At 36.2% G+C, this 26,668-nt stretch carries 18 protein-coding genes; 8 read left to right on the forward strand and 10 right to left on the reverse strand.

Going from position 1 to position 26,668, the window contains the following annotated elements; all coding sequences use genetic code 11:
* The first annotated feature begins 387 nt into the window (after positions 1 to 387).
* The 3 genes from ACOH2D_RS11440 to ACOH2D_RS11450 all read left to right on the forward strand — a co-directional run bounded on the left by ACOH2D_RS11440 (position 388) and on the right by ACOH2D_RS11450 (position 6,777).
* Positions 388 to 951: a hypothetical protein gene (locus tag ACOH2D_RS11440; protein ID WP_449535291.1), complete on the forward strand. Its 564-nt coding sequence runs from the start codon at positions 388 to 390 to the stop codon at positions 949 to 951.
* 1,895 nt (positions 952 to 2,846) lie between these two features.
* Positions 2,847 to 6,371, forward strand: coding sequence for a PAS domain-containing sensor histidine kinase (locus tag ACOH2D_RS11445; RefSeq protein ID WP_449535292.1), 3,525 nt, complete (start codon positions 2,847 to 2,849; stop codon positions 6,369 to 6,371).
* Between the two features lie 7 nt (positions 6,372 to 6,378).
* Entirely contained in the window at positions 6,379 to 6,777 is a 399-nt protein-coding gene (locus tag ACOH2D_RS11450) for a response regulator (protein ID WP_449535293.1), read from the forward strand.
* 1,056 nt (positions 6,778 to 7,833) lie between these two features.
* Here the strand turns inward: ACOH2D_RS11450 and ACOH2D_RS11455 are convergent.
* Positions 7,834 to 8,010 carry a BF3379 family histone-like protein gene (locus ACOH2D_RS11455; protein ID WP_449535294.1) on the reverse strand — a complete coding sequence of 59 codons (177 nt, stop codon included), beginning with the start codon at positions 8,008 to 8,010 and terminating at the stop codon, positions 7,834 to 7,836.
* A 782-nt stretch (positions 8,011 to 8,792) separates the two neighbouring features.
* On the opposite strand from ACOH2D_RS11455, the gene ACOH2D_RS11460 reads away from it, so the two are divergent.
* A complete protein-coding gene (locus ACOH2D_RS11460) occupies positions 8,793 to 9,287 on the forward strand; it encodes a hypothetical protein (protein ID WP_449535295.1) in 495 nt (164 codons plus the stop codon).
* 161 nt (positions 9,288 to 9,448) lie between these two features.
* Here ACOH2D_RS11460 and ACOH2D_RS11465 read toward each other — a convergent pair whose 3' ends face one another.
* Both ACOH2D_RS11465 and ACOH2D_RS11470 read right to left on the reverse strand, forming a co-directional pair.
* Positions 9,449 to 10,528: a PepSY-associated TM helix domain-containing protein gene (locus ACOH2D_RS11465; RefSeq protein WP_449535296.1), complete on the reverse strand. Its 1,080-nt coding sequence runs from the start codon at positions 10,526 to 10,528 to the stop codon at positions 9,449 to 9,451.
* A 75-nt stretch (positions 10,529 to 10,603) separates the two neighbouring features.
* Positions 10,604 to 12,988, reverse strand: a complete 2,385-nt coding sequence (locus ACOH2D_RS11470) for a TonB-dependent receptor (RefSeq protein ID WP_449535297.1) — start codon at positions 12,986 to 12,988, stop codon at positions 10,604 to 10,606.
* Positions 12,989 to 13,232: 244 nt separating this feature from the next.
* Here ACOH2D_RS11470 and ACOH2D_RS11475 point away from each other — a divergent pair, with 244 nt between their 5' ends.
* The 4 genes from ACOH2D_RS11475 (at position 13,233) to ACOH2D_RS11490 (ending at position 17,337) form a co-directional block, all read left to right on the forward strand.
* Positions 13,233 to 14,090: an AraC family transcriptional regulator gene (locus tag ACOH2D_RS11475; RefSeq protein WP_449535298.1), complete on the forward strand. Its 858-nt coding sequence runs from the start codon at positions 13,233 to 13,235 to the stop codon at positions 14,088 to 14,090.
* Between the two features lie 77 nt (positions 14,091 to 14,167).
* Positions 14,168 to 15,508 (forward strand): amidohydrolase, encoded by a 1,341-nt coding sequence (locus tag ACOH2D_RS11480; protein ID WP_449535299.1) that lies wholly within the window; start codon positions 14,168 to 14,170, stop codon positions 15,506 to 15,508.
* 12 nt (positions 15,509 to 15,520) lie between these two features.
* Positions 15,521 to 16,183, forward strand: a complete 663-nt coding sequence (locus ACOH2D_RS11485) for an ankyrin repeat domain-containing protein (protein ID WP_449535300.1) — start codon at positions 15,521 to 15,523, stop codon at positions 16,181 to 16,183.
* 284 nt (positions 16,184 to 16,467) lie between these two features.
* A complete protein-coding gene (locus ACOH2D_RS11490; RefSeq protein ID WP_449535301.1) occupies positions 16,468 to 17,337 on the forward strand; it encodes a cation diffusion facilitator family transporter in 870 nt (289 codons plus the stop codon).
* Between the two features lie 173 nt (positions 17,338 to 17,510).
* On the opposite strand, the gene ACOH2D_RS11495 is transcribed toward ACOH2D_RS11490, so the two are convergent.
* The 7 genes from ACOH2D_RS11495 to ACOH2D_RS11525 form a co-directional block, all read right to left on the reverse strand.
* Positions 17,511 to 17,687 carry a hypothetical protein gene (locus ACOH2D_RS11495; protein WP_169817241.1) on the reverse strand — a complete coding sequence of 59 codons (177 nt, stop codon included), beginning with the start codon at positions 17,685 to 17,687 and terminating at the stop codon, positions 17,511 to 17,513.
* Between the two features lie 27 nt (positions 17,688 to 17,714).
* Positions 17,715 to 19,691 carry a heavy metal translocating P-type ATPase gene (locus ACOH2D_RS11500; RefSeq protein WP_449535302.1) on the reverse strand — a complete coding sequence of 659 codons (1,977 nt, stop codon included), beginning with the start codon at positions 19,689 to 19,691 and terminating at the stop codon, positions 17,715 to 17,717.
* A 7-nt stretch (positions 19,692 to 19,698) separates the two neighbouring features.
* Entirely contained in the window at positions 19,699 to 20,055 is a 357-nt protein-coding gene (locus ACOH2D_RS11505) for a SpoIIAA family protein (protein WP_449535303.1), read from the reverse strand.
* Between the two features lie 53 nt (positions 20,056 to 20,108).
* The gene (locus ACOH2D_RS11510; protein ID WP_449535304.1) at positions 20,109 to 20,525 is read right to left on the reverse strand and encodes a Fur family transcriptional regulator; all 417 of its coding nucleotides are present in this window, start codon (positions 20,523 to 20,525) and stop codon (positions 20,109 to 20,111) included.
* A 3-nt stretch (positions 20,526 to 20,528) separates the two neighbouring features.
* Complete coding sequence (locus ACOH2D_RS11515) at positions 20,529 to 20,867, reverse strand: P-II family nitrogen regulator (RefSeq protein WP_449535305.1); 339 nt, start codon at positions 20,865 to 20,867, stop codon at positions 20,529 to 20,531.
* A 108-nt stretch (positions 20,868 to 20,975) separates the two neighbouring features.
* Positions 20,976 to 22,193, reverse strand: a complete 1,218-nt coding sequence (locus ACOH2D_RS11520) for an efflux RND transporter periplasmic adaptor subunit (protein WP_449535306.1) — start codon at positions 22,191 to 22,193, stop codon at positions 20,976 to 20,978.
* Between the two features lie 17 nt (positions 22,194 to 22,210).
* Positions 22,211 to 26,626, reverse strand: coding sequence for a CusA/CzcA family heavy metal efflux RND transporter (locus ACOH2D_RS11525; protein WP_449535307.1), 4,416 nt, complete (start codon positions 26,624 to 26,626; stop codon positions 22,211 to 22,213).
* Positions 26,627 to 26,668 lie beyond the last annotated feature (42 nt).

The raw sequence follows: 26,668 nt of genomic DNA on the forward strand, positions 1-26,668 counted from the left end.
AGCGCTTTGCCCGTAATGGAGCTTTTCGCGGAATGGAGCGGCAATGGGCTGAGTGGTTGTAATTAAAATTTTCGATTACTTTTAACTAAAATCAAATAAGTTTTTTGTTTTTAGATTTAGATGCCATTTTTCTCACTGTTAATCCCGTCTAAGAAGCATAATATAATATATAATTTCCTAAAGTATATTTTCTTATTCCTTTGTTAATCTTTCCTAGTTCCCAAATTGTATTTATACATTATAAACTTGAATATGTAAGAAAAATTCCTATTTTCGGTCTCTAAAAATTGGGGCCTTTATATTTTATATCCCATCGTTTTATGAAAAACTTGATGATTAACGACCACCTATTATAAAAAAGAATTAGCTCAAACCCAAACCAACTCTATGAAAAAAATCTTGTTTTCCCTATTTATTTGCGCACTGACTTTAAATGCAATATCACAAAATGCCACTGTTGAAAAATCGACTTTTGGCATCCAAACTGGCTTTTTAGGAATTTGGGTGCATAACGAATCTAAATTGTCTAAACTAATCTCGTTAAGAAGCGAAATTGGGCTCGATACAGGAGTTACAATAAAGGATGGTAATAATATATCGGGATATTTGCTCACACCAGTCCTAACATTGGAACCTCGATGGTATTACAATTTAAACAAGAGAGTGAGCAAATCAAAAAGAATAGATGGTAACAGCGGAAATTTCATCTCCATAAAGACCACATATCATCCAGATTGGTTTGTCATTTCCAATGAAAGCGATCTTAATTTTATTACTGATATCTCCATTGTACCTACCTGGGGAATTAGAAGAAATATTGGTAATCATTTTGCGTATGAAACAGGTATCGGTGTTGGTTATGTACATTACTTTAAAAAAGACAACGTGGTTTTAATAAATGAACCTGATGTGGCAGTGAATTTACATTTGCGAGCTGGGTATCGGTTTTAAAATGTTAAGTAAATTTACATATAACACAATAACTGTCTTAGGCTAGCCACACTGCTGATTGGCTCTATTGGGGACTTATTAATTATATAAATTTAAAGTTACAACTCGTCATTGCGTTCAAGTTCAAAATGTTGTTATTTGGATAAAAAACATATATCAATACTGGTGCGGATACTGAACTAAGAAACTTATTTGAAGACTGAAAACAAAGAAAACGGTAACAAATCATTAAATGAAATTCCGGTCTGGCGGATGGTATTTCCAATTATAGTTCTGGAATGAATTGGTCCTTCCCAGCATAACGGGAAGACTTAACGGAATGGAAAGCTCAAATTGGGGATTGTGTCCAAGACTTTTTTATCAAAGCTCATTTCCCGGAATGGCGCTTTTCCTGCCCGCCCGTCAGGCGGGCGCGGAATGCAGGGGAATGTGCTTCCCGTGTTATGATAACGAATCATTATCGTTTAGCCGAGGCTAAGCGGACGCTACTTCAAAGTCGGAGAATGGAATGGAGTTTGACCGCTTCCCGACTTTTTTCGGGAATAAGCGGGCAAGTGGAATGGAAATCGTAGACTTTGGAGTTGGGTCCAAGACTTTTTTAATGAAGCGCTTTGCCCGAAATGGAGCTTTTCGCGGAATGGAGCAGCAATGGGCTGAGTGGTCCTCAAATAAAGAATGCTTTATCTCGGATAATTACTGTTTATATAATTAAATATCATATCTAAATTCTGTAACAATTACACTAGAGATAATTGATTATCATAGATTTAAATACAATAATGCCAAATCTTAAATATTGTACTAAAATGGAAGGAGATCATGATATCTTCGCGATTGGTTACACACCACAAAATTATATCAGTATATCTTAACACCTACTAATAAAACTTTCTGCTTTTATAAAATGAGCCGATTATTAAAATGTCAGATGAATGAATGGAATTCTGCAGCCTGAGATTTTTATGAAGTATTTTGGGGTTGTTTTTTAAAAGGTAATACCCTGTATCTACTAAATGCTCATCCTTTACACGGTTAAAGACGTCAACTAAATATATGGCTAATACCTTTTCATGACCTCGTACGTCTTAATTATCATGAACTTTTTTCCATACTCACCATTTATCCTACTATACTTTAAAATTAATCTCCAAAAAAGTCGCACTGAACTGGCTGCAAACAACGGTCATAGTATACTACTATGATCCGCTACAATAGTTCAATTTATACTTCCTATTCAAATAAAACCATAACGACGAAAATTTCAACACTTCATCTATCATTTTTGCACATCACCAGATAGCATAAAATTAAAAAGCTTAACGCTTTTCTCCTAATCGACGAGAAAACCTCCTAGCAACCACTTTATAACTAGACCAGTACAGTTTGTTTCTTTCTCCACCATACATTGCTTTTTAAAAGTATAAATTTCTGTTATAATCACCATGGTAATTACTAACTTAGCCTTACACATAAAATATCTTTATGTGTAATTTAAATAAGCACACTAAAAAGTATTTCTATCATAAATTTATTATTATTCCTTCTGATATCATGTCATATTTTTAGGAATGTAAAATTAAGATAAAAAAAACATGGTTAAAAGAGAATTCCAAAAAACTCATAATTCTAACATGCCTATATTTGACAATCCCCAAATTGATTTGTATATTCTAGTAAGGCCATTAAAAGACAATGATATCATAAAAACATATTTGAATCAGCGCTCAAGCTTTTCAATCCAGAGCCTAATATTGTACGCTACTTTACCTTTCGGCCATGAGTCCATATAGCATTCTTCTTAAACTTGATTAATTTATGAAATACCTATAGCTTGGCTTTTGTGTACTATCAATTACCTCTCCCATTTCGGAATAAGCACTAAAAAACCCTACAGATTGAAAGATAGATTTAAAATACTTTACCTTGAAGATATACCCACTGATATTGAGTTAGTAGAAAAAGTTATTAAAGAAGGAAAAATTCAACTTGAAAAATTGGTTGTTAATAATAAAGTTGCATTTGAAAAGGCGCTCGAAGACTTCACCCCCGATATCGTACTCTCCAGTAACAACCTTACATATTTTGGCCCAATGGAGGCTATGAAGATAGTTAAACAGAAGTCAATAAATACTCCTTTCATAATCCTTGCTTCAACTTTATCTGAAGAATATGAAATTGAAATTTTGAAGGCAGGCGTCGATGATTACTTTCTCAAAACACATTTACTCCGCTTGCCACAGGCCATTAAGAATGCCATTCATAAATCTCGTATGGAAGCAGAACTTGATAATTTGATTGGTGGCCCTTTAAATCTTAATGCAATGCCCAATGTTCCAAATGTGATTATTGACAAAACATTGGATGCAAAAATTAGGGATTGGAATATTGGAGCAAATAAGCTTTTTGGTTATCCAGAGGAAGGAACTCTCGATCAAGACAGCGCTAGTATTCCTCCTGCAAGTTCCCGATTACATATTGCTGTTGTCGATTCTTCAGGAAATATTATAGCGGCTAACAAAGGATGGGAAAAGTTTGCAAAGACTAATGGTAAAGATTCGCTGGGAGGAATTACTAAGGGAAGTAACTATTTTGAAGTTTGCCTGAAATTAATGGCTAAGGGAGATGTTTGGGCAGAGCCAATATTAAAAGGTATTCTATCAGTATTTAATAAGGAAGTTAAAACTTTTAAAATCGAATTTCCTTGCCACTTCCCAACCGAGCAACTATGGCTGAATCTCTCCGTTACCAAATTTGGTGACGATGATTCTAAAGTTTTGATTTCCCATCAAAACATTACCAAGAGAAAAATCGCTGAAAATAATTTTAGTGATACCTCCATTAAGCTCAAAAACACCCTTTTTCACTTTAATAGCATTCTCGATGCTTCACTTGATGTTATTTGTACAATTAACGCTGACTGGGAATTTGTAAATGTCAGTGCTGCCTCGCAAAGCGTTTGGGGTTATACTCCTGAAGAACTTATTGGCACCAATTTTATGAGGCTCGTTTATAAAGAAGATGTCAACATTACCTCCAGGCTAGCTGAAAACATTTTCAATGGCAATCAAATTCCATTATTTGAAAACAGATATGTGCACAAAAACGGAAAAACAATTTCCCTCCTATGGTCCGTTAATTGGGACGAAAACCTTCGTTTAGCATGTTGTATAGCCAAGGATGTAAGCGAGCAGAAATCTTTGGAAAAAGCTATCAAAAATGAAAGGGATCAATTCTATGATATGTTTTTAAAGGCACCAGCAGCAATTGGTATGTTAAAAGGAGCCAATCATGTTTTTGAAATGGCCAACCCGCTTTATTTGCAACTGATCGATAAAGAAAACATCATTGGAAAAACAGTCGCTGAAGTTCTTCCAGAAGTCATTGATCAGGGTTTTATTGAGTTATTAGATCAAGTATATCATACGGGCAAATCCTATAGTTGTACAGAAATGTTGGTTAAAGTCGACAAAGAAAAAAACGGCGAAATGACTGATTTTTATATCAACCTCATTTATCAAGCCTATAAAAATGGAAACGACGAGATAGAAGGCATTTTCATTTTTTTAAATGACATCACAGAACAAATACAATCTAGAAAAAAAATTGAAGAAAGCGAAAAACAATACCGCCAAATTGTTGAAACCGCACAAGAAGGTATTTGGATGATTGATGAAAACAGTAAGACTACTTTTATAAACAAGAAGATGTGCCAGATCCTTGGATATACTGAAGAAGAATTGTTAGGCAAACCACATTATGAATTCATGGATGGGGAAGGGAAGAAAAAAACTGTTACTGCATTGAAAAAAAGAAAAAATGGAGATGCAGAAACCTTAGATTATTCTTTTATTTCTAAACAAGGCAAAGCCATACACACTAAGGTATCAGCAAACCCTATTTTTGATGATCTCGGTAATTTCAAAGGATCCTTGGGAATGGTGTCGGATGTAACAGAGAAGAAACATCTAGAAACTCTTTTAGAGAAATCAAACAGGCTCGCTAGAATTGGTAGCTGGGAAATTGATGTCGTAAATGAAACTGTTTTCTGGTCTGACATAACAAAGGAGATACGTGAGGTTGAAAAAGACTATGTTCCTAAGCTAAATGTCGGAATAAGTTATTTTCAAGAAGGTAATGATAAAGACACAATAAGTATGAAGGTACAGGACTGTATTGAAAATGGCACACCCTGGGATGAAGAATTACAGATTACTACTTTTAAAGGTAATCTAAAATGGGTACGAACAATCGGTAAAGGAGAATTTTTGAATGGGAATTGTATAAAGATACATGGAAGTTTCCAAGACATAACGGACAGAAAAATTGCCGTAGAAAAAGTATTTAGAAGTGAAGCTAAACTAAAGGTAGCACAACAAATTGCTCAGGTTGGTAGTTGGGAAGTAGATCTAGTAACCAACCAACATAGTTGGTCTAATGAATTTTATAGGATTTTAGGAATAAACAAACACGTACGCCCCTCATATGATGCCTTTATTGGGTTTGTTCTCCCTGTTGATAGAGCTATGACCAAAAAGGCTATCGAAGATGCCGTTACTACGTATACTGATTCATCATTTCAATTTCGCTTTACAAGTAAAAACGGAGAAACGGGTTACGCTTCGTCAGAATGGAAGGTTGAGTTTGACACTAATTGTAAACCTATCTATATTTATGGTATATTAAGAGATTTAACTAAAGAAATTAAAGCAGAAGGCGAACGGGTAAAGATGATATCAGAAATTGTTCAGCGTAATAGCGATCTCGAGCAGTTTTCATATATCGTATCGCACAACCTCCGCGCACCCACAGCCAATATTATAGGTTTTGCAGAAATTTTACAGAACGAAACTTTGACCTCTAAGGAACAAAAAGAACTGCTGAATGGCCTGCTGTCTTCTACAATTAGACTCGACAACATTATCAGAGATATTAATACCATTTTGCAGAGTAAAAGCGAAGTCCACGAGAAAAAGGAAATCATTACCCTTTCTAAACTTATAGATGATATTATGTTTAGTATGAGCAATCTTGCTAAAAAACATCGCGTTCAAATTGTAACTGATTTTTCAGAGGTGGACGAATTTTATTCACTTAAAAATAATTTAAATAGTATCTTCCATAATCTCATAAGCAACAGTATTAAATACTGCAGGCCGGGTGAACCTCCTCGCATCGAAATAAAAAGTAGAAAAGAAAAAGGAAAAATAATTTTTAATTTTAAAGACAATGGTTTGGGAATGGATATTAAAATCAAAGGCGATAAAATTTTCAAGCTTTATAATCGGTTCCATTCACACGTTGAAGGAAAAGGTATGGGTCTTTTTATGGTAAAAACTCATGTAGAATCTCTCGGAGGAAAAATATCTGTTGCAAGTAAAGTTAATAAAGGAACTGAATTTACAATCATATTTAAAATTTAAATCTGAGATGACAGAAACTCCAAAACGATTCCTCATAATTGACGATGATCCTTTAAATAACTTCATCACCAAAACAGTACTGATTAAATTATTTGGTGAAATCCATATTAATAACTTTACTATACCCGAAGATGGATTGGATTATATAACATCTAAACCAGAATGGAACCCTTCTTACGGAAAAACAATAATTTTTCTTGACATCAATATGCCCACTCTATCGGGATGGGAGTTTCTAGAAATATTTGAACACTTTGAGGCGACAGTAAAAGAGCAATATATTATTTATGTTCTATCCTCTTCAGTAAATCACAGCGACATTCAATGCGCAAAAGCGCATCACCTGGTTATAGGTTATATAGAAAAACCACTTAACAGGATAAAACTTGATAAAATATTTGGCTAATAGGAAGGAAACTTCCAGTGCTTTTTCGCGATTCTGATTTTAAATCTCTATTGTCCTATAAAAGAAGCAAGATCACTGTGTTGTTACAACATAGAATACAGACTTGTTCCGTAAAGCAATAAAATCATTGGACTTAAATTTTATAACCAATTTAAATTCGCATTTTTTAAAAGCGTTTGTAATAAAAAATAAAAGAAGCGTAATATAGATCAAAACCTTTATACCTCTATTTAAACTAGGTTACGCGAATAACTACAAGTTTTAACCGGACAACAATAGCTTTGAATATAAGGACATTATAATCATTTGTTAGAAATAATGATATTGCAATATTTATGGTAATTCTTTTTTCAGAATCAATCTGCAAAACTAAATGTTTGTATGAGCTAATAAGTTTACAATACGTTGTTCTTGGATGGATTGAAACCCGCTTTTCCCCAGTTAAGTTATAATAGAATGAGATAGAATGTGTTTGATTTAATCAACGGCTTGTTCTCGTTATCAAAGGCTAAGCGAACGTGACATTAACAATGGAGTTTGCAATGCCTTTACTGAATTAAATCGAAGTATAGTTTAACCACTCCCCTACCTTTTCGGAATTAGAGGTCAATTGGAATGGAAATCGTAGACTATGGAGTTGGGTCAAAGACTTTTTTTAAATGAAGCGCTTTGCCCGAAATGGAGCTTTTCGCGGAATGGAGCGGCAATGGGCTGAGTGGGTTATGACGAGGGTGTGATCTATTATAGCTGGATGTGACTTAAACGCAGTAGACAAAAAGAAGTTTGTCGGCTTCCCAACTTTTATCGGGAATGAGCGGTCAAGTGGAGTGCAGATTGTAGACTTTGGAGTTGGGTTCAAAACTATTTAATGAAGCGCTTGGCCAATAATCCAACCTTTCACAGAATGGAGCGGCAATGGACTGAGTGATATCTCTGCTTACGATTGACTGAAATTAAGAGTTATTTTTACTAACTCTCTTTATATGCTAATGCCTCAATACATAATGGCATAAAAAAAAATCATCTCATTTTTAGTTAATGAGATGATTTCTTTGTTTATTTTTTAGATTCAGCAATCGAGACTTTACGGAATTCTTTTAAAGATTTTTCCAAGGCTAATGAAGCTTTTCTTGCTCTTGATCCTGCCGCTTTATTTCCACTTTCCAATTGCATTTTTGCATCACTTTCAAATGATGCGAAATCGTTTTGCATGTTTTCAATAAGTTCTTTCATAATATTCAAATGTTATTTAAAAGACGAAAATATAATTATTCGTTGTAAACACACCAATCATTAACATAAAAATACGACTACAAGTTGCTGCTTTTAAGGTTTCCTTTATATTTCCCTAACTTTTTTCTAAAACTAATCTTAACTGATTGCGATAAATCCGCTTAGGCTTTACAATACCTAAACGATTCCTTTGCAGGATTAAATCGGAGGCATCTTGAAAGATGGAAATGAGAAAGGCGCTGGACTGCTTTAGGATCTTCCCTGGAATGAGCAAACAAGAGGAATGGCAATCGAAACCTTTGGAGTCGTGTTCAATATTTTTTGAAGTGAAGTTATTTTTCTGAAAATGCAGCTTTTCGCCAAATGTAAGGAAATGTTCTTCCCTAAGTATTTTGATCAATGTATCTCCTATTGATATGGCAATTCGAATGGAGGAATTGAGATTGATTGAATTCTAATAACAACCTCATTCAAAATATTATAGTTTTCCAACATAATTTGCGCAATTCTGCATGCAAAACTTATAACAAAGCAATGCCAAACACATTCCAATCACTATATATCCACTTCTGACTGAATCATTATTGTCCGTTTAAATATATTTTATATATGAACTTATTATAACCTTGACATTTTTGAAATATGTGCATTTCCTTCTTGCTAGTTGTTTTAAATTTTTTATAGGAGAGATAAAAATCCATAATGCGTTCTTCTAAAAACTCTGTATATTTACAATTAAACAACTGATAATCAGTACAAAAAAAAACTAAAACCAATTCCAAATGAGTAATTATTGGAATATACCAGGAGTACCGCATAAAGGATGGGTTTTAGACTACGTACATGACATCAGAGAAGATGGTCAATCTCAAGATGAAACTACATACGAAACTTGCATGATGTGTAACAATGAACGCATAAGGTATGTACACGTTTTGAACCATAAAGATTTTGGAGACGAATTTAGAGTTGGATGTGTCTGTGCAGAGAGAATGACGAATGATTATGTAAACCCAAAAAAACAAGAACAACGTTTACGAAATAACTCTCAACGACGAATTAATTGGCTTAAGAAAGAATGGAAAATCAGCAAAAACGGAAATTTGTATTTAAAAAAATCCGATCATCATATTGTTATTTATAAAGATAAAAAAACACAGAAATTCAAATGTATAATTGGAGACCTTTTCGGTAACAAACAATTTGAAAATCTTGAACATGCCAAAATTGCAGTTTTCAACGGAATTGAATATTTAAAAGTGAATAACAAATGGTAAAATTATGTTACGGACTTAACTTCAAACTCTTATATGAAATGCTTGTGCTAAACTAAGTCGAAATATAGTTTGATCACTTTTCGACATCCCGGAAATGACCAGGCAATTAGAATGGAAATCTGAAGATTTGTAATTGGTTTCAAGATTTCTTAAGGAGGCGGTCACCTTCTATTATTAACTTTTTGTTTACTGAAATAATAAAATCGCAGACCGGTAATAAATAAAATTACAGGAATAAATCCAGAAACAAAAACCAAGATTCTTCCCAGAAAACCTGTGATTTCTCCAATATGAATCGGATACATTTGTGCTGCGATTTGTTCACTTAGGGGGTCGCTATCAAAAGAAGTTATACTAATCACCCTACCATTTTGATCTAGTTTTAATTCCTTGGTTTTTCTAAGACCAGGACCAATAAACCGATTTTTTATAAACCTAAATTGATATCCTTCATTTGAATTTTGGGGAAAGTAAATGGCACGGAGTGCATAGTGTTTATCTGGATTCTCCAATAAGTAATTTATATCCAGAGTATCCCCCATCTTAACCATTTCTTCAGTTGGGGTGATTTCAGTAACCCGATCCATCAATTTAAAACCTTCTTTATAATAGGTGACATATGTAAAATATGCACCAGAAAATGCCATTAAAAGCAGGGGAAGGAAAAAAAGAATACCTAGTGTCTTATGCACGTCATAGTTAAACCTTTTTCTATTTCGTTTCCATTTAATTTTAATCCCTTTTTTAAAATTAAACTTGTATTTTTTCCACCACAAAAACAACCCAGAAGTCAGAAGAAAAACAAAAAACAAGACCGCACTTCCACCTACGACGTATTTGCCTATTTTAGGAATTCCTAGCGTGCGATGAATATTCAACAAATTCTCAAAAAATGCTATAGAAGCGGATTTCTGTCCGAGAATCCTTCCGTTTTCTGGATGATAATAAAGCGTTTTGTCATTGGTATAAATAACAGAGATCGTCTGTTGTTCGCGATAAGGGAGAAATATCTTAGCTACGGAATCCTTTTGATTTTCATAAAGTGTCAAGGAAGTTTTTAAAAGTGTTTCTTCCGAAATATTAGTGATAGCATCTACCTTCAACAATTCTGGATTTAAGGTGGCAGTTATCTCTGGCTGCCAAACGTACATAGCACCAGTGAGCCCTGAAACGGAAGCTAAAATACCGCAAGACAAGCCTAAATAAAGATGTATGTTCTTAACTATTTTTGAGAAACGCATCAAATACCAAATTTGATTGGGAATGATACTCGTTATTTAGACACGTCCATGCCTAAATAACGAGTACTATCCAATTTAAAAATTATAAGTAATACCAAGACGTGCATTAGCACCTTCCCCTGCTGCGGTAAAAGTCCTTAACGGTGCCGCCCACTGGGATCTTGCGGGTAAATAGTACGCATTTAAAAGATTGTTTATTCCTAGAGAAATAGCAATGTTAGGTTTTACGTCGTAAGTGGCTGATAAATTGACTAACGTATAGCCTTCTACTGGAAATTCGGTATGTCTGAACGCATAATTACCTTTAGCATCTAGAAACGGATCAAAACGCTTCCGATCTCCCGTATTTAACATTCTTAAAGAAGCACTCAACTTTTCTATAGGCTTCCAAGTTATATGTGCTGTTAATTTGGGGGGAGAAATAACATCGCCACCAACATAACTTAGGTTATTCTCATCTCCTACTCCGTTTTTAAGTCCTTCTACGTAAGAATAGGACGCTCCAACAACTAGTTTATTATTAGGAAATGCGTAATCTATCGACACCTCTCCGCCAAATATTTTTTGCGGTTGTACTGAAGGTATAAATGTGTTAAGCGCGTCGCTGAATGCAACTCCTGTACCTAAATTTGAAGTACTATAGTATCCCACAGCCTCCAATCGAAGGTTGTTGAATTTAGAAATAAATCCGAATTCATAGTTGTTGGTAACAGCAGGTTCTAATTGGATATCGTTTATATTCTCGGCTATCGCAGATCTTAAAATGGAACCCAAATCCGCAATGGAGAACCCTTGTGAATAGCTGATATATGGAATAAATTCCTGATGCTCAATATATCTTAAACCCAAATTAAATGCGAGATTATTAAATGCCAATTGTCCGCCTTGAACTGAAATTGAAGGATTAAAATTACCATCTCCTTTAGGCGAATAAGGAAGCGTGCTGTAATCCACGATATCCATATTTAAGTCGTCATAACGTATACCTCCTTTAAACACCCAGTTATTGTTTAATTTTAAAGTAGCTTGTAAATAAGGTGCTATGCTCTTCAGTTCAATATTTGGCACCCAGAGCCTTCCATCTAACAAACCTTGATTAGTTTTATCCCTTAATAAATCCAAACCATATATCAATGAGACATCCCAACCGTCAAGCGAATTTATTTGCGTATTAAAATTAGGTCGCAAGCCGTATTTTTCTGAATTAACTACCGATTGACCGCCATTTTCGAATTTATCGGAATAAAAGAAAATACTCTCAGCTTTTGAATAGTATAGGTCGGTTTCAAAATCGGTAGTACCTGAAAAGATTGCGTTCAAATTATATTTCAATCTGCCGTTTATCAATTGAGACCCTGTGGGTTTCTCTCCTGGGATGGATCCTTTTACACCATAGCCTGCTTCTAAGGAATAATCCCCTTCCGCATTAAACACCTGGGCATTCCCAAAAACGGGAATAAAAGGAGAATCTTGACGCGACTTATAAAGATTTCCATTAAGTGTCAATTTTTGATTTTCAGAGATGAGATATTCCAGTTTACCATAGCTACTGTAAGTTTTTGTGTTATCAAAGCCATAGGTCGGAAGTAGAGGCACCCCTTTTGCATCATATTTATTTCCTGTATGTTCGAAACTTCCACTAACGTAATAATTAAACTTATTGAGCTGGCCGGTAAGCGATTGATAAGCGCCATACCCTAAAGCGTCTTTTGTATCCGATAATTGCGAGGTTCCCCATACATCAGTAGTTCCACTTATTTTTTTGGTGGTATTTGGGCTTTTAGTGATATAGTTGATAAAGCCTCCATTGCCTCCATTACCAAATATAGAAGTCGCTCCTTTGATAACTTCAACCCTGCTTAAATCATTGGCATTAATACTTTCAATACCTAATTGTCCATTTCTCAGAGGAGTTGATTGGGGTATCCCATCTACCATGACGAGTAAGGATCGACCCCTTAAAGTTTGACCCCAATTGGAAGAAGTCCCAGTACTCACAGCAAGTCCAGGAACGGTATAAGCCAAAATTTCATTAATGTTGGAAGTTAATTTGGTGTATTCTTTAAGCTTTACTGAATTTACAACGGTTATAGAAGCAGGGATTTCAGAAAGATATTCAGGATTTCGGCTTGCGGAAATTACCACCTCGTCCAGACTTCCATAATCCTCCTTAAGTGTTGTATTAAATGTTTCAATAGCATTAGAAGAAAATTCTATCTTTTCTTTTTTCGTTTGATAACCTAAGGTTCTTATGGTTACAGTATAAGTTCCTTCAGGAATATCTTTAAGCGTATAAAGTCCGTCAAAATTTGTAGTCGTTCCCTTTTGCAATTCCTCTAGATATATTGTAGCTCCGACAATAGGTCGATTTAATTCATCTTTTATTTCACCTTTCAAAATAGATTGGGAAAATGCAGTCAGGCTACAAAACAGCAAAACCAATAAGGCAGTGTATTTCATTATTCTTATTTAGATTTATTAAAAATAGGAGACAAATATAAATCTTGAACGGTACGTTACAAAGAAAATTTATTTATTTTTCAACTAAAATTCGAAAATTGTCCGTTTTTTTATATTCATTAATTCTATCAAGAATTGAGGATCCCCCAAAAATCGATCAACTAAGTATTTAGTAAAGGATATATTAATAACCATAAAATAAATACGATTATTGATAACTTTACATTTAAAGCAATTATACCTAATGTCATTAAAAAAGAACAAGCACTTTCCGCTTCTTGGTTTTGAAGAGTTTATAGCAGAACAACTGACTATTAAAGACCAACTTCTATTTAATGAATTACATGGAGAACGGCACATAGATACCCCACATCAACACGACTTTTTTATTATAATACTTTTTAACCACGCAAAAGGAATTCACAACATTGACTTTGTAGATTACAAAATTCAGAATTCACAAATACATTTGTTATTTCCAGGCCAAGTACATAAATGGAACATAAAGCCTGGGACTACGGGGTACCAGTTGATGATTGATCGTGAGTTTTTTGAGCGATTTTCCTCAAATTTTAGATTCTCTTTGATAGATTATCGAAATCACCCAGTGTTTCAATTGGACGAAAACTCCTTCAAGCTTATTCATCATGAATTTCTTGCAATAAAATATGAACTCGAGAGCAAAGATTCTCTGAAAGAATTAATTGTTTCTCGAATCGCAGTTATTGCAGCCATCATCAGTAAGGTGGCGGGCAACATTTTCACCAACCAAGAGATTTACCAAACTGAACCTAGAATTGAGCGATTTCAGCAAATGATTGATAAATCTTATAAAGAGAAGAAACGGATTTCATTATATGCCTCAGATCTAAATATTTCGGCCAATTACCTCAATATATTATGTAAAAAGCATTTAAATATTTCTGCCACACAATTGATACAACAAAGAATTATACTCGAAGCCAGACGTTTACTCAAATCGACTGGACTTTCGGTTAAAGAAATTGCCTTTGAGTTAGGGTTTATGGATCATGCCTATTTCTCTAATTTTTTCAAAACTCAAACTGGAATATCTCCTACTGATTTTCGTGATCAGTTATAAATTTTACAAGTCTTAGAATGATTTCTCTACACTTCGCTTTTACTTTAGTGGTAAATTTGTAGAAATAAAAAAGATATATGAATAATTCAGGCATAACTCGTAAAGACTTCTTAAGAAATTCCGCTTTTGGAGTCGCTGGACTAACCGTCGGCTCAAGTTTTTTGAACACAACAAACGCAACTTCTGTCGAAACAGATCCAAATATAAAAAACACATCCAATGCCCATATTTTAAAAAATGTGAGACTCGAAACGGGCTTCAGTTATAAAGATGGAGAAGTTGACGGAACACTCACTGACCTATTTACTGTAGAAATTGCCGAAGGAAAAATTAAAGGCATATCAAGTAATGATCCCACTGTAGACGCTATTGACGCCAAAGGACTATTAATGCTACCTGCTTTTCGGGATATGCACATCCATCTGGACAAAACATTTTACGGAGATAAATGGCAAGCGGTAAAAAAGAGAAGTGGTGGCGTAAAAGGAATGATTGCTCTGGAACAGCAAATTATTCCTGAAATGTTAGAAAGCTCCACATACAAGTCCGAGAAACTTATTGAATTATTGCAATCAAAAGGAACATCTTTTGCCAGAAGCCATGTGAATATTGATCCGACATCAAAACTTCAATCCTTAAAAAATTTGCAGGTCGCATTAGAAAATAAAAAGAATGGTTTTGATTCAGAATTAGTAGCTTTTCCTCAACATGGTGTGTTTTACACCGATTCTGTTCCTTATCTAAAAGAAGCTGCCAAAATGGACATTGATTTCATTGGTGGCTTGGATCCATTTACTATTGACGGCGCTATTGAAAAAACGATCGATTTTACAGTTCAATTAGCCTTAGATAATCAAAAAGGAATTGATATCCATTTACATGAAACGGGCGAATCTGGATTAAATACTGTTGAGTATCTGATAAAAAAAGTCAATGAGAACACCAGCCTAAAAGGAAAAACGTATTTGAGTCATTGCTTTGTTCTTGGAAAATTGGATAAAACCAAACAAGAAGAAATAGCTGAGAAACTTGCCGATGCTCAAATAGGTATTGTATCCACTATTCCTTTTGGCGGAGTGATAATGCCAATTCCTACGTTGCTAAAATACGGTGTAAATGTAACTACTGGTAATGACAGCATCGTCGATCATTGGAATACTTTCGGTACAGGCAGCGTCCTCGAAAAAGCAAATTTAGCCGCTCAATTATATGGCCGATCAACCGAATTTGAATTATCGAGAATGCTAAGATTAGCAACAGCAGGACCAATTCCTTTAGATGACAAAGGAATTCAACAATGGCCAAAAACAGGAGACAATGCAAATTTTGTATTAATAGATGCTAGTTGCTCTGCGGAAGCGGTGTCAAGAATATCTCCCGTAAAATCACTAGTACACAACGGAACTACTGTTTACTAAAAGAATTTAATCATGAAAACTATTTCTCTCTTACTATTGCTTATGTTCAATTGTGGCTCATCGGATCATACAGAAAACACGCAACCAGAAACGATAACAATGTCAAACATCTTGAATTTGGTAAATAAAAATGATTTATCTAATGTAGAAGCAGCTTTAAAAAATGGTGTAAACGTTAACACAGCAGATTCCAATAAAAAATCTTTATTGCTAATTGCTACTAGAAAACAGTATGCAGAAATGGCCGTATTACTCTTAAAATATGGAGCAGATGTCAACCAGCAAGCTATTAATCTAGATAGTCCTTTTCTTTATGCAGGAGCTACTGGTCAAACTGAACTTTCGAGATTATTTTTAAAAAATGGCGCACGTTTCGATATTTTTAATCGCTACAACGGATCAGCACTAATACCTGCTTGCGAACGTGGCCATGTAGAAACGGTTCAACTATTAGCCAATACTAAAAATTATCCCATAGATCACGTTAATAAATTGGGCTGGACGGCATTAATGGAAGCCATTGTACTTGGGGACGGTAGTGAAAAACACCAACAAATAGTCAAGATTTTAAAGGATGCTGGATCTAAGATGGATATTCCAGATAATGACGGAATCACTCCTCTACAGCACGCAAAGTCTAGAGGATTTAATGAAATAGTCAGTATAATGGAGTAGTTCGCTTAAAAAACATATTACAACCTATTTTAGTAAATTGCATGCCCATAAATGTGAGTTTCATACTTGATCAAAACAATTTGTTCCTTCGAGGTTATATATTTACCTTTCGGGGTCATAAAAAATGTTCCTAATGACCCCAAAACCCTTTGCCTAATTAGTTCATTTGAGGCACTTTTAAAAATTTCACGAATCGCCCCAATCCCATTTTGACTTTTGAATCAATTTTGAGATGACTCGACACATCTTCAACATAAATAGATATTTGGTAATCTAAAAAGCAAATGAATAACGTACAAACTGCAATAAGAACAACTTACTTCAGTATCATTGGAAATACTGCTTTAGCTCTAATAAAAGGTCTTGCAGGAGTTTTTGGTAATTCTTATGCTTTAATTGCAGATGCCATTGAATCGACAACGGACATTTTTGCTTCGCTTTTAGTATTAGTAGGATTTAAATATGCAAAACGTCCAGCAGATGAAAATCATCCTTACGGTCATGGAAAAATTGAGCCACTCATTACATTTGCTGTAGTCGCATTTCTTGTAGTTTCTGCCACAGTCATTGCTTATACAAGTATTCAAAATATTCAGACACCTCACGAAACTCCAGAGTCTTGGACTTTGATTGTGTTAGGTCTCATTATAATTTGGAAAGAAATCTCATTTCAAATTGTTATTAAAAAAAGTAAACAAACAAATAGCTCTTCACTTAAGGCAGATGCTTGGCACCATCGAAGTGATGCGATTACTTCGGTCATGGCTTTTATTGGAATCTCCATCGCCCTCATTTTTGGAAAAGGTTATGAAAATGCTGACGATTGGGCAGCTCTTTTTGCTTCGGCTTTCATACTATTCAATAGCTACTTAATTCTAAGACCGGCATTAGGTGAGGTTATGGACGAACAACTTTATGAAGACTTAATCATCGAAATCAGAGCAAAGTCTATGGAGGTTAAAGGTGTTTTAGGTACGGAGAAATGTTTTGTCAGAAAAGCTGGAATGAAATTTAATGTGGATTTACACGCCATTGTAAACGGCGAAATTTCGGTAACCGCTGGACATGATATTTCACATAAATTAAAAGACTATTTGCGAAAAGAAATACCAAATTTAGGACATGTGCTCATTCATATTGAACCGAAGGAATAAAGGTTAAAGCGATCTATTCAAAAAATTTATAGTTGCTTATTCCCCACTCTTGATTAATACAAACAACACTCAAATCACAAAGCAGCACTATAAATATATAGCTAAGATTTAATAGTTAGGTAAAATGACTCCAATCCAATTCACTATTCCTTAAAGATTTAAACAATAATCTATCAATCAATAGTCACGAAATATTCTAAAAACTTAAAAAACAACGTAAAGCAAATCAAAAGAATAACAACCACTAGAATACTAATCCATAGTATTTTATCTCTTTTAGTAATGGCCGTTTTTTCAGTTTGCTCTTTCTTTTTTTCCTTCTGACGTCTTTCCCGTCTATTTTCTGGCATATTATGGTTTTTTAGTTATAAATCTGTCTAGTTCTTCCAATCCATCTTCTGCAACCGAACCGCATTCAAAATAGCCAACAAAGCTACGCCAACATCAGCAAAGACTGCTTCCCACATTGTGGCAAGACCACCTGCACCCAAGACCAAAACCACCGCTTTCACACCAAATGCCAATCCAATATTTTGCCAAATTATTCTACGTGTGGAACGTCCTATTTTTATTGCTTTTGCAATCTTGCTCGGTTGATCGGTTTGTATAATAACGTCAGCGGTTTCAATGGCTACATCGCTTCCCAATCCGCCCATTGCTATACCGACATCACTTGCTGCCAACACTGGAGCATCGTTGATACCATCGCCAATAAAAGCGACTTTATTATCAGTTTCAGACATCAGTTTTTCAACTTCCTCCAATTTATCTTCAGGCAGCAAACCACCTTTTGCCCAATCCACGCCCATTTCTTTAGCTACTTGTTGCGTAATGGAATCCTTATCGCCTGAAAGCATTATGATTTTTGAAATGCCTGATTCGCGAATTTGTTTGATGGCTTCGTGAGCATCATCCTTCAATTCATCTGCAATAATAACATAGCCAGCGAATTTGCCTTCAATGGCAACCATAACGATGGATTCCACAATAGAGTCAGTTTCGGAAGGGACTTCAATATTGTTTGAAGTCATCAAAGGTTTATTTCCAACCAAAACAGTTTTTCCGTTGACAGTTCCTTTTAAGCCTTTACCCGCAATTTCTGAAACATTGGTAGCTTCAAAATCTTCGCCCTCGGCTTTGTATTCCATAATAGCTTTGGCAATGGGATGGGTAGATTGTTCTTCCATCGCCATCAGATATTTCATAAATTCGGCTTCTTCCCAATCAACAGCTTTTATATCCTTTATTTTGAAAACACCTTTTGTAACCGTTCCGGTTTTATCCATTACCACTGTGGTCACTTTGGTCATTTCATCTAAAAATGAAGCACCTTTAAAGAGGATTCCATTTTTTGAAGCGGCTCCCAATCCGCCGAAATAACCTAACGGAATGGAGATAACTAAAGCACACGGACAGGAAATAACCAAGAAAATCAAGGCTCGGTACAACCATTCCTGAAATATATAGTCATCTACAAAAAAGTATGGTAAAAATGTCAACGCAATTGCAAGGAATACGACAATTGGGGTGTAAACCCTCGCAAATTTCCTGATAAACAATTCGGTTTTTGATTTCCTCGCGGTGGCGTTCTGCACCATATCAAGAATTCTGGCAATAGAGCTGTCCTTGAATTCTTTGGTAGTTTCGATTTCGACAACGCCATCCATATTGATGCTTCCCGCAAATACTTTTTCACCTTTTGCAATAGTATCTGGTTTGCTTTCACCCGTTAAGGCAGCTGTATTGAAAGAGCCTTTTTCAGAAAGTAAAATACCATCTAAAGGTATTTTTTCTCCCACGCGGACTTGCACTTTCTCGCCAATGTTGACGGTTTCTGGATTCACTGAAATGTAATCATTGTCGCGACATACCAACGCCTCATTCGGCCTTACATCCAACAACGCTTTGATGTTTGATTTTGCCCTGTTAACGGCTGCGTTTTGAAACAGTTCTCCAACGGCATAAAACAGCATTACTGCAACACCTTCAGGATATTGACCAATGGCAAACGCACCTATTGTGGCTATGGACATCAAAAGAAATTCAGTAAAGAACTCGCCTTTCATAATGCTTTGCAATCCCTCTTTTACAACTGGTAATCCAACAGGAATATAAGCAATCCCATACCAAACGATACGAACCCAATCGTTAAAAAATGGAACCTCATAGTAATCCATCGCAATTCCAGCAATGAGCATTACAAAGCTGAAAATAGCAGGTAGATAAGTCTTGAAACCTGCTTTTTCTATTCCGTGGGAATGGCCGTCGTCCAGCCCAGGCTGGCGGGCGTGCGAGTACTCTCCGGAATGTTTTTGGGTATCGATATCCCGAAGATTTATTTTTTCTTTTGCCATCGGTTTTTTATTGTTTAATCCAAGCCATTGCCTGTTCTTTATTTTTTAACTCAAAATATTTCACTTCAGAACCTGTGAAGAAATTGGTTCCCTTAGCGGCCCATTCCTGCCATTTCTTTTCGCCAACAAGTGCTATTTTCCCATAATCTGAGAGGTGCGAAGCATCAACTTTCAAGTCTGCCCATAAACCTTTGAGATCGTAACCATGGGAATCGTGCATCTCAAGATAGAAATCTGCTTTTTTTCCTTGTTCAGTAATTTTGTCGATAAGTGGATGTATTTTCTCTACATCACTTTTCGAGATTTTGCCTTCTAATTTTACGGCAATTAGATTGTCTTTGTGTGTTTTAAATAGATGTATCATAACCTTAGATTTTTAAATAATCTAATGATTTTATTGATGCAACGGAAGTGCATTTAGTGCTCGCTACACTTTTCACATATACCTTTAATCACCAAATTTACATTTTCTGCCAAATAACCTTCGGGTAAATTGATGTGTGAAATTTTGTATTCCGTTAAACAAACGGTTTCATCACAGGTATTACAATGAAAATGCAAATGAAGGTCTTGTTCCAATTCACAATTGCAATTTTCTTCACAAACAGCATATTTGGTTGTACCCGTGCCATCGTCTATTTGGTGGACAATGCCGTTTTCCTCAAAGGTCTTTAAGGTTCTATATAAAGTAGTCCTTTCAGAATTATCGAAATATTCCTCGATGTTTGTGAGGCTTACTGCAACTTTCTTTTGCAACAGGAATTTTAAAACCAACAATCGCATAGCAGTTGGCCTAACAGTTCTTGATTCAAGAGTTTTCTTTAATTTGTCCATTTTTCACAAGGTATTGCCTTTTAAGGATTCTCCCGTTTTAATCTGAAACGCATCTTCAATGTTGGCAACGTAGATGATTCCGTCTCCTGGCTCTTCAGTTTTGCCATTTTTTATAATGATATCAATTGCGGTTTGGGCTTCTTCATTTTGGCAGACCAATTCCAATTTTACTACGGGACTTTCTGTTATATGAAAATCCAAGGATGGTCTTGCACTTTTCGCCTTAAAAGCTCCTGTCCCTTCTGATTGTGATAAGGTCATACTCTTGAAACCATTATCGGTAAGGGCATCGATTACTTTCTGAATCCTGTTTGGTTTTATAAATGCTTTTATTTCTTTCATAATTCTGATTTTCTGTTTGTTCAATATGTTTACAGAAACCTAACAGTCCCGACGGTTCGGGGTTAAAAACCTGTGAGGTCTTTATTTTCTTTTCAGTGATTAGAGAACTTAATGGCTGTGTTCCAATTCGCCTTTCATCATTTCTGACGATAGCGTATAGGCGCCCTTGGTAACCACTTTTACGTCTGCTGCAATTTCTTTTGGAAGATTGACTTCCACATACCCCAAATCGGAAATCCCAATGGTTACAGGTATCATTTTAAATTTCATTCTATTTGCTTCCTTCTCGCCACTTTCATCTAAAATAAAAATAAACGCTTGCGCCCCCTCTTTGATTATCGCATCTTCAGGAACCGCGAATGCCATTTTTTCATCTTGGATTATCCGGCCTTCCACATACATTCCGGGAAGCAACTCTTTATCTTCGTTGTGAACGTCTGCGTGTACGTGCAACGCTTTTGGGTCGGTTTCAAATGTTTTACCTACGGCGTGGATTTTTGCCTTTAAAAGCTCGTCTGGTTTTGAGGCCACCGTAAAATAAATTTCCTGTCCCTTCTTGACCTTTCTGATATCCTTTTCATAGACTTTAAAATCTGCGTGTATTTCAGAATTATCGCTCACCGTAAACATTTTGGTCTGTGGTGCCACGTAATCTCCAATGCTCACCATCACTTCATCTACATACCCACTTATCGGTGTTGTAATAGCGATTGCAGAAAAAATCTGCCCTTGCAAAACCTTATCGGTGTTTATCCCCAATAATTTCAACTTTGAACGCAACCCATTTACCGACGACGTGGTGGAACGAAATTTTGATTGTGCCATTTGAAAATCTTTACCAGAAGAAACGCCTTTGTCATAAAGCGTCTGTTTACGTTCAAAATCCTGTTTCAAGAACGCGAGCTCGTTATTTTTTTCCTGATATTCCTGCTGCATTGTTATAATATCTGGATGCTCCAAATAGGCCATTACCTGTCCCTTATTTACTTTATCGCCTTCAATAACGTTTATGGAACGTACGTTGCCACCCACAAAAGGACTGATGTTTGCTCGGTCTTGCGGAAACAGTTCCAACTGCCCAGTCACTTTTATGGTATTTCCCAAACTCTTTTTTTCCAAAGGTTTCATTTCAAGACCAATTGTTTCGGCCTGTTGTTCTGTAATTTCAACGACACCTTCTTCATCATTATGGCTTTCTTCACCGTTTTCTGAAAGTTCCGATGTAGTTTCATTATATCCCAGTTCTCCTTTCACCTTTTCATTACATGAAGCGAGTACCAAAGTCAAGGCCAAAAATAGGGTTACTGCTATTGCTTTATTTTTCATTTCTATAGTTTTTTATATTATAAATTGCCCAATTGGTACTGTACCTCAATGGCCTGTTGGTTATATTGATTGATATATTGTAAATGTGTTTGCTTAATCCTGATGGCACTATTTAGGATAGTGATATAGTTTACATAATCTATTTCGCCTTCCTTGGATGCCAATTGCGCGGTGGCTATTTGTTCTTCTGCCAAAAGCAAAGCACCTTCTTCGTAATACGTTAATGTCTTTTGCGTTTTTTCGAGAGATTTGAGCAATTGAGAAACCCGGCTTTCGGTAATCGCTTTTTGTTCCAAATATTGATTTTCTGCGACCATTGCATCTGCCTTGGCTGCCTTTACCCTTGATTTCTGCGGAAAAAACCACAAGGGAATACTAATTCCTGCCTGATAGGTATTAAAGCCTGAAACATCTGCTACCACTTGCCGTCCGTATGAAAGACTGAATTTTGGTAAAAACTCCGATTTTTCAACACCTACATTAGCTTTGCTGACTTCAACATTTTGAAGCAAATATTGCAACATCGGGTTATTTGCTACAGAAGTTGAATCCATAAACGTATTTAAATTCAATGGCTCATAGTGAACTGAAACCGTTTCAATAGGACCATCCGTTCCTAAATATTGCTTTAGGGCACGTTTGGCAATTTCAATATCATCATAAGCCTGTTGCCGCAATACCTGAATCTGTTGATACTCCGAAGAAGCAGAAATAAATTCCAACTTGCCTGTTTCTCCAGTATCATAGCGCAACTGTGCAGCGGTTTTAAAATTGCCATACACACTGTCCAATTGTTCCGCAAAAAGCAACTGTGCCTTGTTGTAGTTTATTTGGTCGAAGGCTTGCATCACATTTCGCACCAATTGTTGCTCATTGACGGCATAGAATTTTTCTCCCAGAGCCACACGTTGTTTGTGGAACTTCGATTTTGAAAAACCCGAAAGCAAATCAATATTCGCTTGCTGAACACCAATGGTAGTTTGGACCCCTGGAAGGTTATTTCCATATTCTTCCTTTCCCGTAAAAACATGCGTACTTCCCAAGTCGAAACTTGTGCCTTTCAACGCTTGTTCACGCGCTATAAAGGCTTCGCTTTCTTTAAGGGACGGATAATTTAGCTTTGCCAATGCAATGGCTTCTTCCAACGTGATGGTTTTTGAAATTACCATGTTCGGATTTAATTCCTGTCCAAAAGTATTTCCAGATGTGAACACACCACCCAACAGCAATACTATAGTAATTACTGCGGTGCTTTTATTGATGTAGCTTATAGTACCACCATTACTTTTCCGGTCTTTTCGTGATTCCAGCCAATAGTACAAAATAGGAATAACCACCAAGGTTAAAAATGTTGCCGTAAGCATGCCTCCAATGACTACCGTTGCCAATGGTCGCTGGACTTCGGCACCACCAGAAGTGGAAAGCGCCATTGGAATAAAGCCCATAATTGTCGTAATTGCTGTCAATAAAATTGGACGTAAACGTTCGTGTGTCGCTTCGTAAATACGTTTTTTTAAATCTGTCATGCCGCTTTCTTTTAATTCATTGAATTTATTGATGAGTATCAATCCGTTTAAAACAGCAACTCCAAAGAGGACGATAAACCCGACTCCCGCTGAAATACTGAAAGGCATCCCACGAAGCCATAAAACGAAGACGCCCCCAATAGCAGCCAAAGGCACAGCGATATAGATCATTAAGGCCTGTAAAAATGAATTCAAAGCAAAGTATAGCAGAATAAGGATTAACAATAGAACGATTGGCACGACTATCATCAACCGATCTGTGGCGCGTTGTAAGTTTTCAAAAGATCCACCGTAGGTTACGTAATAACCTGCAGGCAATTTCACTTCGGCCTCCAGACGCTCCTGAATTTCTTCCACCATCGATTTCACGTCACGGTCGCGTACATTGACACCTACTGAAACGCGACGGTAGGTATTGTCACGTGATATTTGCATTGGGCCTGGTTTATAATCGATGTCTGCCACTTCCTTTAAAGGTACTTGCGCGCCATTTGGCAAATCAATATAAAGATTTTTAAGACTGTTGATGTCCGTTCTAAACGCTTTGTCCAAACGAATGACCACATCAAATTTCTTTTCACCTTCAAAAATTACTCCTGCCTTTTCTCCTGCAAAAGCGGCACTTACGTAATCGTTCAACTTATTAACGGTTACGCCATATTGTGCCATTTTTGCACGGTTGTATACCACGGTCATTTGTGGCAAGCCACTGGTGGCTTCCACATTAAGGTCAGCCGCTCCAGAAACTGTTCTGATAACTGCTGCTATCTCTTTAATCTTATCTGCAAGAATTCCCAAGTCCTCTCCATATAATTTTATGGCGACATCTTCCCGAACGCCTGTTAACAATTCATTGAAACGAAGTTCTACAGGCTGTGTAAACACGAAGTTGACTCCAGGAATGACCGAAATTTTCTCTTGAATTCTTTCTATGAGTTCTTCTTTACTATTTGCTGAAGTCCATTTGCTTTTATCTTTTTCCAAAATAATATAACAGTCAGAAATGTCCATTGGCATCGGGTCTGTGGGAATTTCAGCAACCCCAATTCTTGATACCATTGTTATTACTTCTGGAAACTGTTTGATGATATTCTCCAGTTTTTTTGACGTTTCAATGGATTCGGTAAGACTGCTTCCAGGTTTTATCAATGCCTGCATGGCTATATCACCCTCATCGAATTTGGGTATAAATTCGCCTCCCATAGTGCTGAAGACATAACCGGCGATCAAAAATAAAGCGACCGTCCCAATAACGACACCTGCTTTAAAACGAAGTGCAAAATTCAATAAGGGTACATAGGCACGATTCAAAACGCCCATAATTTTATCACTAAACCTGTCAATTCGGTTTTCAAGTTTGGCAAACCAACTATTTTGGTTTTTTGCAGGTTTTAAGAATAAAGCCGACATCATTGGAATATAGGTAAGACATAGAATAATTGCCCCCAAGACGGCAAAACCAAAAGTGAATGCCATTGGACGGAACATTTTTCCTTCTACACCTGTTAAAAACAAAATGGGCGTAAAAACAATGAGAATAATTAATTGACCGAAAAAAGCCGAATTCATCATCTTACTGGCAGAATTGTATGCTATTTCATCCATTTCTGTCTGTCCAAATACCAGTTTGCTTTTTTTCATGCGTTGATGGATATGGAAAACCATTCCTTCCACCACAATTACAGCACCATCAACGATTATTCCAAAGTCAATCGCTCCTAAGGACATTAGGTTTGCCCAGACACCAAACTGTTTCATCAAAATAAATGCAAACAATAAGCATAATGGAATTACCGAAGCTGTTATCAACCCCCCACGGACACTTCCCAATAGTAGCACCAATACAAAAATCACAATCAATGCCCCTTCTAAAAGATTTATTGCAATGGTACTCGTGGTTCTTTCAATAAGGTCACTCTGACTTAAAAAGGTATCAATATAAACGCCTTCCGGTAAGGATTTTTGAATCTCGGTAATACGTTTTTCTACATTTTTTATAACGTCGCTTGGGCTTTGTCCTTTTAACATCAAAATTTGTCCACCTACAGATTCGTGGCCATCTTGCGTAAAAGCCCCATAACGCACTTGACTGCCATAGCCCACTTTTTCAGCGACATCACGTATCAATATAGGACTGCCGTTTTGTGTAGTAACAACCGTATTTTCCAAATCAGCGATGCTACGTGCCAAACCCTCACCACGGATAAAATTGGCCTGATGGTTTTTTTCGATGTAAGCACCTCCCGTATTTGCATTATTAAATTTGAGAGCTTCAAAAACCTGATTCATTGTAATACCGAAACTCTTGAGTTTATCTGGATTTATGGCCACTTCATATTGTTTTACATAGCCTCCAAAAGCATTTACTTCGACAACGCCAGGCACTAATGCCATTTGTCGTTTTACAATCCAATCCTGAATGGTACGAAGTTCCATGGCATCATATTTATCTTCGTAACCTTCTTTTACTTTCAGTGTGTATTGGTAGATTTCTCCCAAGCCTGTAGTAATGGGCGCCATAAAGGGTTTACCAAAGCCTTCGGGGATCTCTTCACTTACTGCTGCAAGTTTTTCTTGCACGAGCTGTCTCGGTAAATAGGTGCCTGCTTCATCCTTAAAAACAATGGTCACTACGGAAAGTCCAAAACGAGAAACGGAACGCAACTCAATAACATCGGGTAAATTGGCCATTGCCAATTCCACAGGATACGTTACAAATTGCTCAATATCCTCTGTTCCCAAGTTGGGGGCAGTTGTTATAACTTGTACTTGATTGTTGGTAATATCGGGTACAGAACCCAATTTTATAGTGGCCATTGAATATATGCCTGTGCCAATAAGCACCACGATAAACAGCCCAATAATAAATTTATTATTGATGGAAAATGAAATGATTTTGTTAATCATAAATAGAGTATTAATTCAGTTGAAATAATTAATCCACACGAA

The sequence above is a fragment of the Gelidibacter sp. genome (assembly GCF_053579655.1).

Coding starts and splice junctions, on each gene's coding strand:
- ACOH2D_RS11470 (WP_449535297.1), bottom strand. CDS start 12,988: ATGAAATACACTGCCTTATTGGTTTTGCTGTTTTGTAGCCTGACTGCA.
- ACOH2D_RS11520 (WP_449535306.1), bottom strand. CDS start 22,193: ATGAAAAATAAAGCAATAGCAGTAACCCTATTTTTGGCCTTGACTTTG.
- ACOH2D_RS11525 (WP_449535307.1), bottom strand. CDS start 26,626: ATGATTAACAAAATCATTTCATTTTCCATCAATAATAAATTTATTATT.
- ACOH2D_RS11505 (WP_449535303.1), bottom strand. CDS start 20,055: ATGATACATCTATTTAAAACACACAAAGACAATCTAATTGCCGTAAAA.
- ACOH2D_RS11455 (WP_449535294.1), bottom strand. CDS start 8,010: ATGAAAGAACTTATTGAAAACATGCAAAACGATTTCGCATCATTTGAA.
- ACOH2D_RS11465 (WP_449535296.1), bottom strand. CDS start 10,528: ATGCGTTTCTCAAAAATAGTTAAGAACATACATCTTTATTTAGGCTTG.
- ACOH2D_RS11495 (WP_169817241.1), bottom strand. CDS start 17,687: ATGCCAGAAAATAGACGGGAAAGACGTCAGAAGGAAAAAAAGAAAGAG.
- ACOH2D_RS11500 (WP_449535302.1), bottom strand. CDS start 19,691: ATGGCAAAAGAAAAAATAAATCTTCGGGATATCGATACCCAAAAACAT.
- ACOH2D_RS11480 (WP_449535299.1), top strand. CDS start 14,168: ATGAATAATTCAGGCATAACTCGTAAAGACTTCTTAAGAAATTCCGCT.
- ACOH2D_RS11485 (WP_449535300.1), top strand. CDS start 15,521: ATGAAAACTATTTCTCTCTTACTATTGCTTATGTTCAATTGTGGCTCA.
- ACOH2D_RS11475 (WP_449535298.1), top strand. CDS start 13,233: ATGTCATTAAAAAAGAACAAGCACTTTCCGCTTCTTGGTTTTGAAGAG.
- ACOH2D_RS11440 (WP_449535291.1), top strand. CDS start 388: ATGAAAAAAATCTTGTTTTCCCTATTTATTTGCGCACTGACTTTAAAT.
- ACOH2D_RS11490 (WP_449535301.1), top strand. CDS start 16,468: ATGAATAACGTACAAACTGCAATAAGAACAACTTACTTCAGTATCATT.
- ACOH2D_RS11515 (WP_449535305.1), bottom strand. CDS start 20,867: ATGAAAGAAATAAAAGCATTTATAAAACCAAACAGGATTCAGAAAGTA.
- ACOH2D_RS11460 (WP_449535295.1), top strand. CDS start 8,793: ATGAGTAATTATTGGAATATACCAGGAGTACCGCATAAAGGATGGGTT.
- ACOH2D_RS11510 (WP_449535304.1), bottom strand. CDS start 20,525: ATGGACAAATTAAAGAAAACTCTTGAATCAAGAACTGTTAGGCCAACT.
- ACOH2D_RS11450 (WP_449535293.1), top strand. CDS start 6,379: ATGACAGAAACTCCAAAACGATTCCTCATAATTGACGATGATCCTTTA.